General features: G+C 73.3%; 18 protein-coding genes. 14 read left to right on the forward strand and 4 right to left on the reverse strand.

The annotated features are described in order from the left end of the window. Position 1 precedes the first annotated feature (1 nt). Positions 2-730, reverse strand: a complete 729-nt coding sequence (locus ACF088_RS38090; RefSeq protein ID WP_392380548.1) for a succinate dehydrogenase — start codon at positions 728-730, stop codon at positions 2-4. 95 nt (positions 731-825) lie between these two features. Here ACF088_RS38090 and ACF088_RS38095 point away from each other — a divergent pair, with 95 nt between their 5' ends. Both ACF088_RS38095 and ACF088_RS38100 read left to right on the forward strand, forming a co-directional pair. Beyond that, positions 826-1731: a LysR family transcriptional regulator gene (locus ACF088_RS38095; protein WP_392380549.1), complete on the forward strand. Its 906-nt coding sequence runs from the start codon at positions 826-828 to the stop codon at positions 1729-1731. A gap of 98 nt (positions 1732-1829) precedes the next feature. Beyond that, a complete protein-coding gene (locus ACF088_RS38100; RefSeq protein ID WP_392380550.1) occupies positions 1830-2462 on the forward strand; it encodes a TIGR03085 family metal-binding protein in 633 nt (210 codons plus the stop codon). 107 nt (positions 2463-2569) lie between these two features. Here the strand turns inward: ACF088_RS38100 and ACF088_RS38105 are convergent, their stop codons facing one another. Continuing rightward, the gene (locus ACF088_RS38105; RefSeq protein ID WP_392380551.1) at positions 2570-2713 is read right to left on the reverse strand and encodes a hypothetical protein; all 144 of its coding nucleotides are present in this window, start codon (positions 2711-2713) and stop codon (positions 2570-2572) included. 33 nt (positions 2714-2746) lie between these two features. On the opposite strand from ACF088_RS38105, the gene hisI reads away from it, so the two are divergent. The 11 genes from hisI (at position 2747) to lgt (ending at position 12593) form a co-directional block, all read left to right on the forward strand. Further along, positions 2747-3154 (forward strand): phosphoribosyl-AMP cyclohydrolase, encoded by a 408-nt coding sequence (gene hisI / locus ACF088_RS38110; protein WP_392380552.1) that lies wholly within the window; start codon positions 2747-2749, stop codon positions 3152-3154. Between the two features lie 11 nt (positions 3155-3165). Beyond that, entirely contained in the window at positions 3166-4719 is a 1554-nt protein-coding gene (locus ACF088_RS38115; RefSeq protein WP_392380553.1) for an anthranilate synthase component I, read from the forward strand. Between the two features lie 67 nt (positions 4720-4786). Beyond that, a complete protein-coding gene (locus ACF088_RS38120) occupies positions 4787-5452 on the forward strand; it encodes a TIGR02234 family membrane protein (RefSeq protein WP_392380554.1) in 666 nt (221 codons plus the stop codon). A gap of 85 nt (positions 5453-5537) precedes the next feature. Continuing rightward, positions 5538-5783 carry an HGxxPAAW family protein gene (locus ACF088_RS38125; protein WP_392380555.1) on the forward strand — a complete coding sequence of 82 codons (246 nt, stop codon included), beginning with the start codon at positions 5538-5540 and terminating at the stop codon, positions 5781-5783. Positions 5784-5928: 145 nt separating this feature from the next. Beyond that, positions 5929-6396: a DUF2752 domain-containing protein gene (locus ACF088_RS38130; RefSeq protein ID WP_392380556.1), complete on the forward strand. Its 468-nt coding sequence runs from the start codon at positions 5929-5931 to the stop codon at positions 6394-6396. A gap of 184 nt (positions 6397-6580) precedes the next feature. Then, positions 6581-7390 (forward strand): indole-3-glycerol phosphate synthase TrpC, encoded by an 810-nt coding sequence (gene trpC, locus ACF088_RS38135; protein WP_030088821.1) that lies wholly within the window; start codon positions 6581-6583, stop codon positions 7388-7390. Positions 7391-7478: 88 nt separating this feature from the next. Next, a complete protein-coding gene (gene trpM / locus ACF088_RS38140) occupies positions 7479-7706 on the forward strand; it encodes a tryptophan biosynthesis modulator TrpM (RefSeq protein ID WP_392380586.1) in 228 nt (75 codons plus the stop codon). A 357-nt stretch (positions 7707-8063) separates the two neighbouring features. After that, positions 8064-9350 carry a tryptophan synthase subunit beta gene (gene trpB, locus ACF088_RS38145; RefSeq protein ID WP_392380557.1) on the forward strand — a complete coding sequence of 429 codons (1287 nt, stop codon included), beginning with the start codon at positions 8064-8066 and terminating at the stop codon, positions 9348-9350. Next, entirely contained in the window at positions 9347-10165 is an 819-nt protein-coding gene (gene trpA / locus ACF088_RS38150; protein ID WP_392380558.1) for a tryptophan synthase subunit alpha, read from the forward strand. Before trpB ends, trpA begins: the two co-directional genes overlap by 4 nt. Before the next feature lie 115 nt (positions 10166-10280). Next, positions 10281-11276: a DsbA family protein gene (locus ACF088_RS38155; protein WP_392380559.1), complete on the forward strand. Its 996-nt coding sequence runs from the start codon at positions 10281-10283 to the stop codon at positions 11274-11276. A gap of 156 nt (positions 11277-11432) precedes the next feature. Continuing rightward, entirely contained in the window at positions 11433-12593 is a 1161-nt protein-coding gene (lgt, locus tag ACF088_RS38160; RefSeq protein ID WP_392380560.1) for a prolipoprotein diacylglyceryl transferase, read from the forward strand. A 218-nt stretch (positions 12594-12811) separates the two neighbouring features. Here lgt and ACF088_RS38165 read toward each other — a convergent pair whose 3' ends face one another. Then, positions 12812-14044, reverse strand: coding sequence for a CaiB/BaiF CoA transferase family protein (locus tag ACF088_RS38165; protein WP_392380561.1), 1233 nt, complete (start codon positions 14042-14044; stop codon positions 12812-12814). Beyond that, positions 14041-15426 carry an ADP-ribosylglycohydrolase family protein gene (locus ACF088_RS38170; RefSeq protein WP_392380562.1) on the reverse strand — a complete coding sequence of 462 codons (1386 nt, stop codon included), beginning with the start codon at positions 15424-15426 and terminating at the stop codon, positions 14041-14043. Before ACF088_RS38170 ends, ACF088_RS38165 begins: the two co-directional genes overlap by 4 nt. Before the next feature lie 526 nt (positions 15427-15952). Here ACF088_RS38170 and ACF088_RS38175 point away from each other — a divergent pair. Beyond that, entirely contained in the window at positions 15953-16684 is a 732-nt protein-coding gene (locus ACF088_RS38175) for a VIT1/CCC1 transporter family protein (protein ID WP_392380587.1), read from the forward strand. The last annotated feature ends 104 nt before the right edge of the window (positions 16685-16788 follow it).

The following is a 16788-nucleotide window of genomic DNA, read 5'->3' on the forward strand; positions in this document are numbered from 1 at the left end:
GTCAGTTCACTACTCCGGTCATCACGGAGACGGGGACGGCGAGGAAGCCCGCGGTCAGGACGGCGGCGAGAGCATTCGCGAAGGTCTTGAGCGTCCGGTCGCGGCCGGGCCGGTTGGCACCCAGCGTCTGCGCGGCGCTCCAGAAGCCGTGCCGGATGTGCAGGCCGAGGGCGAGCATCGCCACGAGGTAGACGGTGTTGCCGTACCAGGTGGAGAAGGTGGCGACCACGTTCGCGTACGGATGGCCGGCCTCGGCGCGCGGATTCACCGTCAGTGTCGTCAGGTCCAGGAGGTGCCAGACGAGGAACAGGCCGAGGATGACACCGCCCCAGCGCATCGTCCGGGTGGCGTAGCTCGCGCGGCGGCGCAGCCGGGGGCGGTGGACGGGCGACGGGTGGGCATAAGGGGTGGGCCGGGCGGCGAGGTCGCGCCGGCTGAGCTGGTACGCGGCCACCGCGTGCACCACGACCGCTGCCAGCAGCACCACCCGCGCGATCCACAGGAACCACTCGTGGTGCAGGAACGGCTCGCCGATGGTGCGCAGCCAGGCGGCGTACGCATCGAACTCCACCGCTCCGAAGAAGATCTTGAGGTTGCCCAGCATATGGACGACCAGGTACAGCAGCATCACGAGGCCGCTGACGGCCATCGCCGTCTTCTTGCCGACGGTCGAGCGCCACAGGAGGCCCGCGAAGGACGGCCGTCGGCCCGTCCGTGTGTCCAGTGCCATGAGTCCCGACGGTAAGGACCGGGCCTGTCATCAGTCCAAGACATGGTGCGGCTCATCTCCATAGGCTGGGCCTATCACCGCCTACCATTCCCCCTATGCAGCTGCAGCAGCTCCGCTACTTCACCGCCGTGGCCGAAACCCGGCACTTCACCCGCGCCGCCGAGCGCGAACATGTCGCCCAGCCCTCCCTTTCCCAGCAGATCCGGTCGCTGGAGCGGGAGTTGGGAGCGGAGCTCTTCCATCGTGCCCGCGGCCACATCACCCTCACCGATGCCGGCGAGACGCTGCTGCCGCTCGCCCGGCGGATCCTCGCCGATGCCGAGACCGCCCGCCGCGAGGTCCAGGAGGTCGCCCGGCTGCGCCGCGGGCGGCTGCGCCTCGGCGCCCCGCCCAGCCTGTGTGCCAGCCTCGTCCCCGATGTCCTGCGGGCCTTCCACGCCGCGTATCCGGGCGTGGACCTCCTGGTGACCGAGGACGGTTCGCAGGACCTCGTCCGGGCGCTGGCCGACGGCGCACTGGACCTGGCCCTGGTCATCACCCCGCTCCCGGTCCAGGCCCCTGCCCTGACCACCTCCGACCTGTTGCGCGAGGAACTCGTCGTGGTCTCCGCCCCCGACCGCCCGGCCCCCGCCGGCCGGCGTACCCGCATCCGGGTGGAGGATCTGCAGGGCCGGCCGCTGGCCATGTTCCGCCGCGGCTACGACCTGCGGGAATTCACCACCGCGGCGTGCCGGGCGGCCGGTTTCGAGCCCACCTTCACCGTCGAGGGCGGCGAGATGGACGCGGTCCTCGGCTTCGTCCGGGCCGGGCTGGGCATCGCCGTGGTCCCCAGCATGGTCGCCGAACGCTCCGGCCTGCGCGTCACCCGCTTCTCGACGCCCGGTATGCACCGCGTGGTGTCCGTCGCCCACCGGGGCGATGTCTCCCCGCCGCGGGCCGCCCGGGAGCTGGAGCGCATTTTGCGGGACCACCTGGAGGCGGGCCCGCCGGGCGGGCCCTGAGCGGGGAGTGCCCGGCGGGCGGGGGAGAGCGGACGGTTCCGGCCCGGTGCGGGCGCGGCCCCGTGGCAGGGGGCCGCGGCCGGTCGTAGGCTGGCCGCATGTCGACCCATGCGAAGCGTGAACGGCTCCTTCTCGCCGACCTGTTGGAGAGCGCCGGCCCCGAGGCGCCGACGCTGTGTGAGAACTGGAGCGCGCGGGACCTGGCCGCGCATGTGGTGGTGCGCGAGCGGCGCGCCGATGCGGCCGGCGGGCTGCTCGTCAAGCCGCTGGCCCCGCGGCTGGAGCGGGTGCAGGCGGAGTTCGCCGGCAAGCCGTACGAGGAGCTGATCCGGCTGATCAGGACCGGGCCGCCGCGGATGTCGCCGTTCGCACTGAAGCAGATCGACGAGGCGTCCAACACCGTCGAGTTCTATGTCCACGCCGAGGACGTCCGGCGGGCCCAGCCGGACTGGACCGCGCGGGAGCTGGACCCCGTGTTCTCGGACGCGCTGTGGTCCAGGATCGAGCGGATGGCCCGGGTGCTGGGCCGGAAGTCGCCGGTGGGCCTGGTGCTGCGGCGCCCGGACGGGCGGACGGCGGTGGCCCATCGCGGCACCCCGGTGGTCACGGTCGTCGGCGAGCCGGGCGAGCTGACGATGTTCGCCTTCGGCCGGCAGGAGGCCGCCGAGGTGGAGCTGGACGGCGACAAGGACGCCATCGACCGGCTGAGGGCGGCGAAACTGGGCGTGTGAGCCCGGCCCTCCGCAAGCCGGGGTGTGCGCCCCGCCCCGCCCCGCCCCGCCCCGCCGCGCCGCGGTCACACGACCGGAGCGCGCGCTCACGACCGGAACGCGCTCCCTCACGAGCGGAACACCACCACCACGACCACCACGCCGACCGCCACCGCCGCCACGAACACCGCCCCCAGCGCCCGCGCCGCCACCCGCGCGGCGCGGTCCGGGTCCGGCGGCGGTGGCGGCGGGGGCGGCTGCTGATGATGCATGCCTGCAGGATGCCGCACGGCACAATGGACACCATGAGCAGCCGCGCCGCCACCCCGGACACCACCCCCACCCCGGACACCACCCCCGCCCTGGACCCCGCCATCGCCGCCCGCCTCAAGCGCGGCGCCGACGGCCTGGTCCCCGCCATCGCCCAGCAGTACGACACCGGCGAGGTGCTGATGCTCGGCTGGATGGACGACGAGGCGCTGCACCGCACCCTCACCACCGGCCGCTGCACGTACTGGTCCCGCAGCCGCCAGGAGTACTGGGTCAAGGGCGACACCTCCGGCCACGTCCAGCACGTCAAGTCGGTGGCGCTGGACTGTGACGCCGACACCGTCCTGGTCCGGGTCGACCAGGTCGGCGCCGCCTGCCACACCGGTGACCGGACCTGCTTCGATGCGGACGTACTGACCACCGGGGACGGTCGGGACCAGTAGGCTCCGCTGCCATGACCACGGGAACCACCGGCACCGCCACTCCGGACCTCGACACCTTCCGCACCCTCGCCAAGGACCGACGGGTCATCCCCGTCACCCGGCGCCTGCTCGCGGACGGCGACACCCCGGTCGGGCTCTACCGCAAGCTCGCCGCCGAACGCCCGGGCACCTTCCTCCTGGAGTCCGCCGAGAACGGCCGTACGTGGTCGCGCTACTCCTTCATCGGCGTCCGCAGCGCCGCCACGCTCACCACCCGCGACGGGCAGGCGCACTGGCTGGGCACCCCGCCGGTCGGCATGCCGACCGGCGGCGATCCACTCGACGCGCTGCGCGCCACCGTCGAGGCGCTGCACACCCCCCGCGACCTCATCGAGGGCGAGGGGCTGCCGCCGTTCACCGGCGGCATGGTCGGCTACCTCGGCTACGACATCGTGCGCCGCCTGGAGAAGATCGGCGAGCAGACCGAGGACGACCTGCAGCTGCCCGAGCTGACCATGCTGCTCACCTCCGACCTCGCCGTGCTCGACCACTGGAACGGCACGGTCCTGCTGATCGCCAACGCGATCAACCACAACGACCTCGACACCGGTGTCGACGAGGCCTACGCCGACGCGGTGGCCCGCCTGGACACCATGGCCGACGACCTCGCCCGGCCCGCGCACGCCAGTGCCGCCGCGCTACCGCCCTCCGAGGTCCCGCCGTACACCGCCGAGTGGGGCGGCCCGGCCTTCCGGGAGGCCGTCGAGGACGTCAAGGAGCGCATCCGGGCCGGCGAGGCCTTCCAGGTCGTGCCCTCCCAGCGCTTCGAAACCCCCTGCACGGCGAGCGCGCTGGACGTCTACCGGGTGCTGCGGGCCACCAACCCCAGCCCGTACATGTACCTCTTCCGCTTCGAGGGTGGCGACGGCGGCGAGGACGGTGAGCGGACCGCCTTCGACGTCGTCGGCTCCAGCCCCGAGGCGCTGGTGAAGGTCGAGGACGGCCGGGCCATGGTCCACCCCATCGCCGGCACCCGCCCGCGCGGTGCGACGGTCCAGGAGGACCAGGCTCTGGCGGACGAGCTGCTGGCCGACCCCAAGGAACGCGCCGAGCACCTGATGCTGGTCGACCTGGGCCGCAACGACCTGGGCCGGGTGTGCGAGCCGGGCAGCGTCGAGGTCGTCGACTTCATGTCCGTCGAGCGCTACAGCCATGTGATGCACATCGTCTCGACGGTCACCGGGCAGGTGGCCGAGGGCCGCAGCGCCTTCGACGTGCTCACCGCCTGCTTCCCCGCCGGCACGCTCTCCGGCGCCCCCAAGCCGCGCGCCCTGCAGATCATCGAGGAGCTGGAGCCGACCCGGCGCGGTCTGTACGGCGGCTGCGTCGGCTACCTCGACTTCGCCGGCGACTCCGACACCGCCATCGCGATCCGCACCGCTCTGCTCCGCAACGGCACCGCCTACGTCCAGGCGGGCGCCGGAATCGTCGCCGACTCGGATCCGGTGGCCGAGGACACGGAGTGCCGCAACAAGGCTGCGGCGGTGCTGCGTGCCGTGAACACCGCGAACCACCTGGGCGGGTAGCCCGCCGCGGGGCCGTTGCCACCCCCGCGCGGCGGGCCCCGCCGGCCCGTGAGCGATAGTGGTACCCGTGAGTGCCGTACCCCAGACCCCTGCCGAGACCGAGCCCTCGGCCACGCCCGGGCCCCCGCCGGCCGGTTCCGCGTCCCGTGCGAAACGCAGTCTCGCCCTGGCGTTGCCCGCCGGTGCGGTCGGCGCCGCCCTGGCGCTGCTGGCCTCCGGCCGCACCTGGGCCAAGGGCTCCGCGGTGTTGGCCCAGGGCGAGCTGCCGCGCAGCGTGACCGGCGCCGATGTGACCGGTGTGCCCGGCGCGCTGGCCGTCGTCGGCCTGGCCGCGCTGGTCGCCGTCTTCGCGGTGCGCCGGGCCGGCCGGATCGCGGTCGCCGTTCTGCTCACGCTCAGCGGCGTGGGCATCGCCGTCGCCGCGGTGCTGGGCAACTCCGACACCTCGGCGCTGCGGGAGAAGGCCGCCACCGCGGTCGGACTGACCGACGCCGGTGTGCATCACGTCACGCACACCGGATGGCCGTGGGTGGCCGCCGCCGGCGGTCTGCTGCTGCTGCTCGCCGGGCTGCTGGCACTGGCCTGCGGACGCCACTGGCCTGCCATGTCGGGCCGGTACGAGCGCACGCCCGGTGGGGCCCGCGGCCCGCGCCGGGCGCCGCCCGCGCCGGACCTGGACCGTCCCGAGGAGATCTGGAAGTCCCTGGACCGCGGTGAGGACCCGACCCGGTAACGGCGCTCCACCCGGCATCGGTGACAATGGGCGCTGAGGATCACCGCGCCCCGACCCCGGCGCGAGAGAGCAACGAGGAGCATTCATGTCGAGCAGTGGCCACGGACACACCCCCGCCGCCTGGACCGGCGTCATCATCTCGTTCATCGGCTTCTGTGTCTCCGGAGCCTTCATCGTGCTGGGGAACGTTCCCGGCTTCTGGGCCGGCATCGTGCTGATCGGTCTCGGTGCCGTGGCGGGCGGTCTGATGCGCGCGGCCGGCCTGGGCCAGGAGCCCAAGCGCTCGGCCAAGCCGCGCCCCCAGACGCAGGCGCAGCCGCAGGAGGGCTGAGCTTCCGCACCCGTGGCGCCGCGCCCCGGCGCCACCCTCGTGGCACCCCTCGAAGGCGCCGCTTCCCGGTCCGTACGCACCCCTGGTGCCGTACCAGCCGTCCGTGCCCCTTCCGTACGGCGGCCGAGAAGCTGCGCCTTTGCGCATGCGGCCGCACAATCGGCACGTGAGCGAACCCGCGGCGCGGCCCCGGCCCGAAGCCCGACTCCACGGCGGGCTGCCCCGCCGTCTGGCGGCCCCCCTGGGCGTCCTGGCCGCCGCCACCGCCGCCTTCGCCTGCCTCGGCGTCGTCGACCCGAATGAGCCCGGCCACTACCCGGTGTGCCCGCTGCTGCACCTCACCGGCATCTTCTGCCCGGCCTGCGGCGGCCTGCGCAGCGCCCATGCCGTCGCCCACGGCGATCTCGCGGCGGCGCTGGGCGCCAACGCCCTCGCGGTGGCCGCATACGCCGCCTGTGCGGTCTTCTGGGCCCGCTGGCTGGGCCGTGCGGTGCGCGGCCGCCGTACGGCGGGCCCGCGGCCGCGAGCCGTCCACTGGTGGGCGCTGGGCGGCCTGCTGCTGGTCTTCACGGTCGTCCGCAATTTCCCCTTCGGCAGCGGGCTGGCACCGTGATCCGCAGGCCGTGCGGGCCGGCCGCGCATCCCCGCGCGGGGCCCCCGGATGTCCAGGTCGTGGGACCACGGTCCACCGGATGTGAGACCTGCATCCTTTGGCGGATACCATCGGAGTGCCGGATGGGGCAGCTCGTCCCACAGGCCACTGTCCACCTCCACCGCTCAAGAAGGAGGCCGCTCGCGTGAGTGTGCTCGACGAGATCATCGACGGCGTCCGTGCCGACCTCGCAGAGCGGCAGGCGCGCGTCGGCCTCGACGAGCTCAAGGAGCGGGCCCAGAAGGCGCGTCCCGCCAAGGACGGCGTCGCCGCGCTCAAGGGCGAGAGCGTCACGGTGATCTGCGAGGTCAAGCGCTCCAGCCCGTCCAAGGGTGCGCTCGCCGCGATCGCCGACCCGGCCGGTCTGGCCGCCGACTACGAGGCGGGCGGCGCGGCGGTCATCTCCGTCCTGACCGAGCAGCGCAAGTTCGGCGGTTCGCTGGCCGACCTGGAGGCCGTCCGCGCCAAGGTCGACATCCCCGTGCTGCGCAAGGACTTCATCGTCACCGCCTACCAGCTGTGGGAGGCCCGTGCCTACGGCGCCGACCTCGCGCTGCTGATCGTCTCCGCGCTGGAGCAGGAGGCCCTGGTCTCGCTGATCGAGCGGGCCGAGTCGATCGGGCTGACGCCGCTGGTCGAGGTGCACGACGAGGAAGAGGTCGCCCGCGCGGTGGACGCCGGCGCCAAGATCATCGGTGTCAACGCCCGCAACCTGAAGACCCTTGAGGTCGACCGCGGCAACTTCGCCCGGATCGCCCCCGAGATCCCCGACCACATCGTCAAGATCGCCGAGTCCGGGGTGCGCGGACCGCACGACCTGATCGCGTACGCCAATGACGGCGCGGACGCGGTGCTGGTCGGCGAGTCGCTGGTGACCGGCAAGGACCCCAGGACCGCGGTCGCCGACCTGGTCGCCGCGGGCTCCCACCCGGCGATCCGGCACGGCCGGTCCTGAGCGCCCGGGGACGGCACACACCGACATGACCGCCACCGCCGCAGGCATCCGCTGCCGGGCCCGGGTTCCGTACCCGGGCCCGGTCGGCGTGCGCGCCGCGGCGGGGGCCACCCGCCTCCCGCGTCCGGCACTGGTCAGCGGCTTCCCGCCCGCCGCCCACCACCACCCCGAGCCGCAGCGCTGCGCGCTGCCCCCGTGGCACCGCGGCTGCCGGGCGCCCGCACGCCGGGTCCACGGGCGCAGGGTCAGGTACCACATCGGCTCCGAGCCGGGACAGATCAACGGCGGGCGATGGCGACCGGGGTCCGCGCGCTGACGCGTCGGCCCCGCCCTGGCGCAGGGATGCCGGGGAGTGCTGCGGTCGTCTGACCGCCTGCTCACCCCCCCCACCCCCGAACCCACCCCCGCCCCCTCCCCCGAAGGGGGAGAGGGGGGAGGGGGCGGGGGAGCGCCGCGGCCGGGTCCCACGGCCCGCGGCCGGGTCCCCGGACACCGGCCGGCCCTCCGCGAGAGCGGCCCCGTGCGCCCCGTGCGCCCCGGCGGCTCCGCGGCGGCAGCGATCCGTCAGGCGCGCGCCGCCTACCGTGATGCCCGAATCCCGAATCCGAATCCCGAATACCTCCGACACAACCGGACTTCCGGGGCGGCCCGCCCCGGCCGAGGAGTGCGTCTGATGTCCTCCGATTTCTTCCTTCCCGACCCCGAGGGGCGCGTGCCCAGCGCCGAAGGCTATTTCGGCGCCTTCGGTGGCAAGTTCATCCCCGAGGCGCTGGTCGCCGCGGTCGACGAGGTCGCCGCCGAGTACGAGAAGGCCAAGGCGGACCCCGCGTTCGCCGCCGAGCTCAACGACCTGATGGTCAACTACACCGGGCGCCCCAGCGCGCTCACCGAGGTGCCGCGCTTCGCCGAACACGCCGGCGGGGCCCGGGTGTTCCTCAAGCGCGAGGACCTCAACCACACCGGCTCGCACAAGATCAATAACGTGCTGGGCCAGGCGCTGCTCACCCGGCGGATGGGCAAGACCCGGGTCATCGCCGAGACCGGCGCCGGCCAGCACGGTGTCGCCACCGCCACCGCCTGCGCCCTCTTCGGTCTCGACTGCACCATCTACATGGGCGAGATCGACACCCAGCGCCAGGCCCTCAATGTCGCCCGGATGCGGATGCTGGGCGCCGAGGTCATCGCCGTGAAGTCCGGCAGCCGCACCCTCAAGGACGCCATCAACGAGGCCTTCCGTGACTGGGTGGCCAACGTCGACCACACCCACTACCTGTTCGGGACCGTCGCGGGACCGCACCCGTTCCCCGCGATGGTGCGCGACTTCCACCGCGTCATCGGCGTCGAGGCGCGCCGCCAGATCCTGGAGCGCGCGGGCCGCCTGCCGGACGCGGCCGTCGCCTGCGTCGGCGGCGGTTCCAACGCCATCGGCCTCTTCCACGCCTTCCTCCCGGACGCCGGGGTCCGGCTCGTGGGCTGCGAGCCGGCCGGGCACGGCATCGAGACCGGTGAGCACGCGGCCACCCTGAGCGCCGGTGAGCCGGGCATCCTGCACGGCTCCCGGAGCTACGTCCTCCAGGACGAGGAGGGCCAGATCACCGAGCCGTACTCCATCTCGGCCGGTCTCGACTACCCGGGCATCGGGCCCGAGCACGCCTACCTCAAGGACAGCGGCCGCGGGGAGTACCGTGCCGTCACCGACGACGCCGCGATGCAGGCGCTGCGCCTGCTCTCGCGGACCGAGGGCATCATCCCGGCCATCGAGAGCGCCCACGCCCTGGCCGGGGCCCTGGACCTCGGCAAGGAGCTCGGTTCGGACGGACTGATCGTCGTCAACCTGTCCGGGCGCGGCGACAAGGACATGGACACCGCCGCCCGTTACTTCGACCTGTACGACACGGACGCCGCCGTCGAGGCGGACAACGGTACCGCCGACGCGGAGATCGAGGGGGACGTCAAGTGAGCGGGAACATCAAGCTGTTGAGCGACACCCTCGCCGCCGCGAAGGCCGAGGACCGCTCCGCCCTCATCGCCTACCTGCCGGCCGGGTTCCCGACCGTCGACGGCGGCATCGAGGCGGCCAAGGCCGTCTTCGACGGCGGCGCGGACGTCGTGGAGATCGGGCTGCCGCACAGCGACCCGGTCCTGGACGGCCCCGTCATCCAGACCGCCGACGACATCGCTCTGCGGGGCGGAGTGAAGATCGCGGACGTGATGCGGACCGTGCGCGAGGCACACGAGGCCACCGGCAAGCCCGTCCTCGTCATGACGTACTGGAATCCGATCGACCGCTACGGCATCGAGCGGTTCACCGCCGAGCTCGCGGAGGCGGGCGGCGCCGGCTGCATCCTGCCCGACCTGCCGGTCCAGGAGTCCGCGATCTGGCGGGAGCACGCCGACAAGCACGGCCTCGCCACCGTCTTCGTCGTCGCCCCCAGCAGCAAGGACGCGCGACTGGCCGAGATCACGGCCGCGGGCTCCGGCTTCGTCTACGCCGCTTCGCTGATGGGCGTCACGGGCACCCGAGAGTCGGTGGGCACACAGGCGCAGGACCTCGTACGGCGTACCAAGGCGACCACCGCCCTGCCGGTCTGCGTCGGCCTCGGCGTCTCCAACCCCGAACAGGCCGCCGAGGTGGCCCGGTTCGCGGACGGTGTGATCGTCGGCTCGGCGTTCGTCAAGCGGATGCTGGCCGCGGACGGCGACGTGGCGGACGGTCTCGCCGGGATCCGCGCCCTGGCGGCCGAGCTGGCCGAGGGCGTGCGCAGGCGGGCCTGAGCGGATGCACGCGGCCGGCCCCTGGGCAACCCGGGACCGGTCGGCTGTCCCTCGATAGGGCGAACATCGGTGCGGAGGGGTGCGGCGGCACCCCTCCGCTTCGTTGTCCAGGGGCGTGAGCCAGAAGAACCATGAGGGTAAGAGAACCGCCCGCGAGCGGCTGCAGGAACAGCGGGAAAAGGAGAGGGCGCGCGCCCGGCGTGGCCGGCAGGCCATCGTTGCCGGATCGGTGGTGGTGGTGCTGGCGGTCGCCGGCGGCATCGCCGTCTGGGCGACCTCGGCCGGCAGCGGCGGGAGCAGCTCCGACAACGGAACCGCCCGCCCCAGGCAGGCCGGCGGCGGCAGCAGACCCGCCATCCCCGTCGGCGCGCCCGGCGCCCCTTCCACACTCACGGTGTGGGAGGATTTCCGCTGTCCCGCCTGCCAGCAGTTCGAGACCGGCTTCCGCCCGGCCATCCACGAGTTGCAGGACTCCGGTCAGCTCAAGAACGAGTACCACCTCGTGACGATCATCGACGGGAACTCCGGCGGCAAGGGGTCCCTCAACGCCGCCAACGCCGCCCTCTGCGCCCAGGACGCGGGGAAGTTCCGCGACTACCACGACGTCCTCTACTCCCACCAGCCGCCCGAGCAGCAGGACAAGTTCGCCGACAAGCAGTACCTCCTCCAGCTCGCCGGCAAGGTCAAGGGACTGGTGACCCCCGCCTTCACCCGGTGCGTCAACGACGGCAAGTACGACCGCTTCGCGCAGAAGTCCACCGACGCCTTCGCCAAGTCCGGATACCGCGGCACCCCGACCGTCCTGCTCAACGGAAAGGATCTCTCGAAAGAGAAGGGCGGCCGGCTCACCCCCGCGGACCTGAAGAAGATGGTGCAGGACGCCAACAAGGGCAAGCAGCCGGGGAAGAGCGCCTCGCCGCACACCGGGGCCGCGCCGCACACCGGCGCTGCGCCGCACGCGACCCCCTCGACCCGGGGAAAACAGGCCGGCCGGAGCGTCCCGCCCCAGGGGAAGCACGCCGGACGGAGCGCCTCGCCGCAGGGGAACCCGCCCCAGGGGAACTCACCCCAGGGGAAGCAGAACGGCATGAACACCACGCCGGGGTCCTAGGGGAGACACCCGCCAGCGGTCCTGGCGGGCTCCGCCCCGGCGGCGCTGCGGTCCTCCCGGACACACAGCGTCATCGCACGACAGCGGGGTCGTTACGCAGCCGTTGCCGGGCGGGTTGTCGCCGACCCCGCCCGGCGCGGTAGCGTCGACCCTGCCATGGACCTCGCATTCATTCCCAGCCCGTCGGTCGGCGTCGTACATCTCGGCCCCATCCCGCTGCGCGGCTACGCATTCTGCATCATCATCGGCGTCTTCGTCGGCGTCTGGCTCGGCAACAAGCGCTGGGTACAGCGCGGCGGCCGCTCCGGCACCGTCGCCGACATCGCCGTGTGGGCCGTGCCCTTCGGGCTGGTCGGCGGCCGCCTCTACCACGTCATCACGACGTACGAGCCGTACTTCGGCCCGAACGGCCACCCGCTCGACGCCTTCAAGGTGTGGGAAGGCGGTCTCGGTATCTGGGGCGCGGTCGCACTCGGCGCCGTGGGCGCCTGGATCGGCTGCCGCCGGCGGGGCATCCCGCTCCCCGCGTACGCCGACGCGCTGGCGCCCGGTCTGGCCATCGGGCAGGCGATCGGCCGCTGGGGCAACTGGTTCAACCAGGAGCTGTACGGCAAGCCGACCGATGTCCCGTGGGCGCTGCAGATCAGCTCCGACCCGGCGATCGGACGGATCGGCGGCACCTACCACCCGACCTTCCTCTACGAGAGCCTGTGGTGCCTCGGTGTGGCGGCGCTGGTGATCTGGGCCGACAAGCGCTTCCGGCTCGGCCACGGGCGGGCCTTTGCGCTGTATGTCGCCGCCTACTGCGCCGGCCGTGCCTGGATCGAGTACATGCGGGTCGACGAGGCGCACCACATCCTGGGCCTGCGGCTGAACGTCTGGACCGCGCTGATCGTCTTCGTTCTGGCCATCGGGTACCTGGTGGTCTCCGCCAAGAAGGCACCCGGCCGGGAAGCGGTCGTCGAACCGGGGGCACAGCTCGCCGAGGGTGCGGACGAGGGCGGCGAAGGCGCCAAGGGCGTGGACGGCGCCAAGGGTGCTGACAACGCCGACAAGGGTGCTGACAGCGTCGACGATGCCGATGCCGATGCCGATGCCGCGGCCGTGAAGCCGTCGCCGACGGCGGCCTCCGGCGACGGGACGGAGCCGGGCGCCGACGGGACCGTACAGGCCGAGGAGCCCGCGAAGTCCGCGAAGTCCTCGGAGTCCGCGAAGGACGAACCCGCGGGCGAGAAGGCCGGGGACACGGCGGACGCCCCCGCGGCGGATGCCGCCAAGCCCGCCGGCAGCGGCAGCGGCAGCACCAAGAAGTCCTGAGGCGGCCACCGGCCGCAGACCGCGCCGGGCGGATCCGATACGTCGGATCCGCCCGGCGCCGTGCTGTCCCGGGGCGTTGCCGCGCCGTCAGCGCCGGCGCTCGGCCGGCTCCCGCACCCGCCGGGCCTCCGCGACCACCTCGGGGCGGTCCCCGAGAACGTACAGCCAGGTCAGCGGCGTGGGAGCGGCAGCCGGACGGGGCGTCGGGGGAGTCGGCGTCACAGCGCACCCGCCGCGCGCAGCCCGTCGATCTCCAGGCCGGTCAGGCCGATTCCGGCGAGCACCTCGTCGGTGTCCGCGCCGTGCGGGCGCCCCGCCCACCGGATGGCGCCCGGCGTTTCGGAGAGCCGGAAGAGGACGTTCTGCATCCGGACGGTGCCGAGTTCGTCGTCCGGGACCTCGGTGATCGAACCCAGCGCCTGGTACTGCGGATCCGCCATCACCTCGCGGATGTCGTAGACGGGCGCCACCGCCGCTTCGGCCTTCTCGAAGGCGGCCAGCACCTCGGCCCGGTCGTGCCGGGCGATCCAGTCGGCGACCGCCGTATCGAGCTCATCGGCGTGCCGGGCACGTCCCGCGCCGGTCGCGAACCAGGGCTCGTCGATCACCTCGGGCCGGCCGACCAGCCGCATCACCCGCGCGGCAACCGACTCGGCCGAGGTGGAGACCGCCACCCAGGAGCCGTCGGCGGTGCGGTAGGTGTTGCGCGGCGCGACATTGGGGGAGCGGTTGCCGGTCCGCGGCTGGATGTGGCCGAGCTGGTCGTACCAGAGCGGCTGGGGGCCGAGGACGGTCAGTATCGGTTCGATCAGCGCCAGGTCGATGACCTGGCCGCGCCCGGTCGCCGCCCGGGCGTGCAGCGCGGCCATCACGGCGTACGACGTGGTCAGCGCGGCGATCGCGTCGGCGAGGCCGAACGGCGGCAGGGTCGGCGGGCCGTCCGGCTCACCGGTGATCGCGGCGAAGCCGCTCATCGCCTCGGCCAGGGTGCCGAACCCGGGGCGGCGGGCGTACGGGCCGAACTGCCCGAAACCGGTGACCCGGGCCAGCACCAGCCCCGGATTGCGGGCGGACAGCTCGTCCCAGCCCAGCCCCCACCGCTCCAGCGTCCCGGGCCGGAAGTTCTCGATGACGACATCCGCCCCGGCGGCCAGCCGCAGCAGGACGTCCGGGCCCTCCGGGTGGGAGAGATCGAGCGTGACGGTCTTCTTGTTGCGGCCCAGCAGCTTCCACCACAGTCCGACGCCGTTCTTGGCGGGCCCGTGGCCGCGTGACGGGTCGGGGCGGTGCGGATGCTCGACCTTGATCACCTCGGCGCCGTAGTCCCCCAGGAGGGTGGCGGCGAGCGGACCGGCGAACAGCGTGGCGAGATCGAGCACCCGCAGCCCGGCGAGCGGACCGGGGCAGGGGGGCTCGGGGACGGTCCGGTCACCGGTCGCCGTGGCCGTCACCGCCCGCCCGCCTCCGTCATCGCCGGGATGGCAGAGATCGCGGTGAAGGCCTGCTCATGGGTGCGGGCGCGGGCCCGGTCACGGGTGAAGATCTCGCGGGCGACGGTCGCCAGCGCGGCCCCGGGAGCCTGCAGATCGAGACGGCTGGCGCGGGCGACCTCCTCGCTCCACTCGGCCGGTACCGCCGCCGCGCCGCGCAGCGCGCCGACGAGCGCGCCGCTCATCGTGGCGATCGAGTCGCAGTCGCGGCCGTAGTTGACCGCGCCGAGGACCGTGGCCCGGAAGTCGCCGCCGCCGGTCAGCAACATGCCCAGGGCGATGGGGAGTTCCTCGACGGCGTGCAGCCGGGAGGGGCGCCGGGCGCCGAGCGACGGGTTGCGGTAGTCGGGGCCCACCGTGTCGAAGGGGGCGACGGCCGCACGCAGCGGCGCCGCCGCCGACTCGGTGCCGGTGAGCGACGCCGCGGCCTCGCAGACCGCCTCGATCGCGGCACGGGTGCCGTCCTTGGCCAGCCGCAGCGCCTGGACGACGACCGAGGACGGGGTGGCGTCCGGCAGGAACGCGGCGGCCACGGCCGCGGCGAACACCCCCGCCGCCTCCCGCCCGTAGGAGGCCTGGTGTGCACCGGCGATGTCCAGCGCCTCGGCGTACGCCCGGTCCGGGTTGCCGGCGTTGACGATGCCGACCGGAGCCATGTACATCGCCGCACCACAGTTGACGATGTTTCCGACGCCCGCCTCGCGGGGGTCCGCGTGCCCGTAGTGCAGCCGCGCCACGATCCACTTCTCGGCGAGGAAGATCCGCTGCAGCGGCAGCGCCTCGGCCTCCAGTTCCGGGATCCAGCGCGGGGTGCCGATCAGATCCGGTACGAGGTGGTCGGCGATGTCGTAGGCGTCGAGGTGGTCGCGCACCGTTTCGTAGACCCGCACCAGCGCATGGGTCATCAAGGTGTCGTCGGTGACGTGGCCGTCGCCCTTGTGGTACGGCGCGATCGGGCGGGCGGTGCGCCAGTTGTCGTGGAACGGTCCGACGATGCCCTCGACCCGGCCGCCGTGCCGCTTGACGATCTCTTCCGGTGACCAGCCCTCCACGGGCCCGCCGAGCGCATCGCCGACGGCGGCCCCGACCAGACACCCGGCCGCCCGGTCCTCCAGGGACGGTGGGGCGGAGACGACGGGCGGCACCGGAACCGTGGGCGACGGCTCGGCGACCGGGGGGACGGTGCGGGCCGGGAGGCTCCGGAGCGCCCGGGCGGTCCCCGCTTCGGAGGCGTCCGGCGCGGTCGGTGTCGCAGCCGGAGTCGGGGCCGGAGTCGCGGCCGGTGTCGCAGCCGGCGTCGCGGCCGGTGTCGTCGCCGGCGTCTGCTCGCTTGCGTACGTCATGTGCGGGTTGGTCCTTCCACGGTGGGGGAGAGGCAGGCGGCCACAGGGGCGCCGGGACGGCATCGGGGAGAGCCGTGGGGACGGCCGTCCCGGTGGCTTCGGGGGCGGTCGGCTGCGTACGGGCGAGCAGCCCGGTGGGAGTGCGCTGCGCTCATGGGCGTGCCGTTCTGTCGTACGGGCCGGACCGCCGCCCGGGACCGCGGGGCGCCGGCCGGCTTCGGACCGCTGCGCTGTATCCGTGCCACGCGGCGGCCCGGCTCTCCTGTCCGGGGCGGCAGGGTCACCCGGTCGACTCCCTCGGGCGCCACTCGGGACCGGGCCGTCCGGGGCCGTCCGGGGCCCGAAAAAGGGGTGTGAGCCGGATCTCATCGCCGACCTCGGGGAAAAACCGCAGGTCAGCGCGGTAAGTTCGGCCTTCCTTGCTAGCGGCGGAGGGTGATGCGCGCATAACTTCGAGGCATTGGAGGGGGAAGCGCCGCCATCGGCCCACACCTCGCTGCAGGGAGTAGGTACCGATATGTCCGTCATGGAGATCATGGATGCCGCGGCGCCGACGCATGTGGCCCACCGCGACAACCACACCCACCGCGATGTGAACGGTGGCTGGCTGCGCCCCGCCGTTTTCGGTGCGATGGACGGGCTGGTCTCGAACCTCGCCCTGATGACGGGTGTCGCCGGCGGTGCGCTGTCGCAGCAGACGATCATCATCACCGGCCTCGCGGGCCTGGCCGCCGGCGCCTTCTCGATGGCCGCGGGGGAGTACACCTCGGTCGCCTCGCAGCGTGAGCTGGTGCAGGCCGAGCTGGACATCGAGCGGTCCGAGCTGCGCAAGCACCCGAAGGACGAGCTGGCGGAGCTGGCGGCCCTCTACGAGTCCCGCGGGGTCGAGCCGGCGCTCGCCCGGCAGGTCGCGGCGCAGCTGTCCCGGGACCCGGAGCAGGCCCTGGAGATCCATGCCCGCGAGGAGTTGGGTATCGACCCGTCCGACCTTCCTTCGCCCACCGTTGCCGCGGTCTCCTCCTTCGGATCGTTTGCGCTGGGCGCGCTTCTGCCTGTCCTTCCTTACCTGCTGGGGGCGTCCGCGATCTGGCCCGCGGTGCTGCTCGCGCTGGTCGGACTGTTTGCCTGCGGGGCCGTGGTGGCGCGGGTGACGGCACGCTCCTGGTGGTTCAGCGGGTTGCGGCAACTGGCCCTCGGCGGCGCGGCCGCGGGTGTGACGTACGCCCTGGGAGCATTGTTCGGAACCGTCGTAGGCTGACGTGTCATACGGGTGACTGCATAATTACCGCGTTACCCAGCGGTTTCGGTTTGTTGACGACCGGGCATAAGGCCCAGGCGTCGCGGGCAACGTCGCTCGCCGAA

It is taken from the genome of Streptomyces sp. NPDC015125 (genome assembly GCF_043080045.1).
Classification (GTDB): domain Bacteria; phylum Actinomycetota; class Actinomycetes; order Streptomycetales; family Streptomycetaceae; genus Streptomyces.

What these genes read in the sequence shown, in the direction of transcription:
- ACF088_RS38090 (WP_392380548.1), bottom strand. Translation starts at nt 730, where the DNA reads ATGGCACTGGACACACGGACGGGCCGACGGCCGTCCTTCGCGGGCCTC.
- ACF088_RS38095 (WP_392380549.1), top strand. Translation starts at nt 826, where the DNA reads ATGCAGCTGCAGCAGCTCCGCTACTTCACCGCCGTGGCCGAAACCCGG.
- ACF088_RS38100 (WP_392380550.1), top strand. Translation starts at nt 1,830, where the DNA reads ATGTCGACCCATGCGAAGCGTGAACGGCTCCTTCTCGCCGACCTGTTG.
- ACF088_RS38105 (WP_392380551.1), bottom strand. Translation starts at nt 2,713, where the DNA reads ATGCATCATCAGCAGCCGCCCCCGCCGCCACCGCCGCCGGACCCGGAC.
- hisI (WP_392380552.1), top strand. Translation starts at nt 2,747, where the DNA reads ATGAGCAGCCGCGCCGCCACCCCGGACACCACCCCCACCCCGGACACC.
- ACF088_RS38115 (WP_392380553.1), top strand. Translation starts at nt 3,166, where the DNA reads ATGACCACGGGAACCACCGGCACCGCCACTCCGGACCTCGACACCTTC.
- ACF088_RS38125 (WP_392380555.1), top strand. Translation starts at nt 5,538, where the DNA reads ATGTCGAGCAGTGGCCACGGACACACCCCCGCCGCCTGGACCGGCGTC.
- ACF088_RS38130 (WP_392380556.1), top strand. Translation starts at nt 5,929, where the DNA reads ATGCGGCCGCACAATCGGCACGTGAGCGAACCCGCGGCGCGGCCCCGG.
- trpB (WP_392380557.1), top strand. Translation starts at nt 8,064, where the DNA reads ATGTCCTCCGATTTCTTCCTTCCCGACCCCGAGGGGCGCGTGCCCAGC.
- lgt (WP_392380560.1), top strand. Translation starts at nt 11,433, where the DNA reads ATGGACCTCGCATTCATTCCCAGCCCGTCGGTCGGCGTCGTACATCTC.
- ACF088_RS38170 (WP_392380562.1), bottom strand. Translation starts at nt 15,426, where the DNA reads ATGACGTACGCAAGCGAGCAGACGCCGGCGACGACACCGGCCGCGACG.
- ACF088_RS38175 (WP_392380587.1), top strand. Translation starts at nt 15,953, where the DNA reads ATGGAGATCATGGATGCCGCGGCGCCGACGCATGTGGCCCACCGCGAC.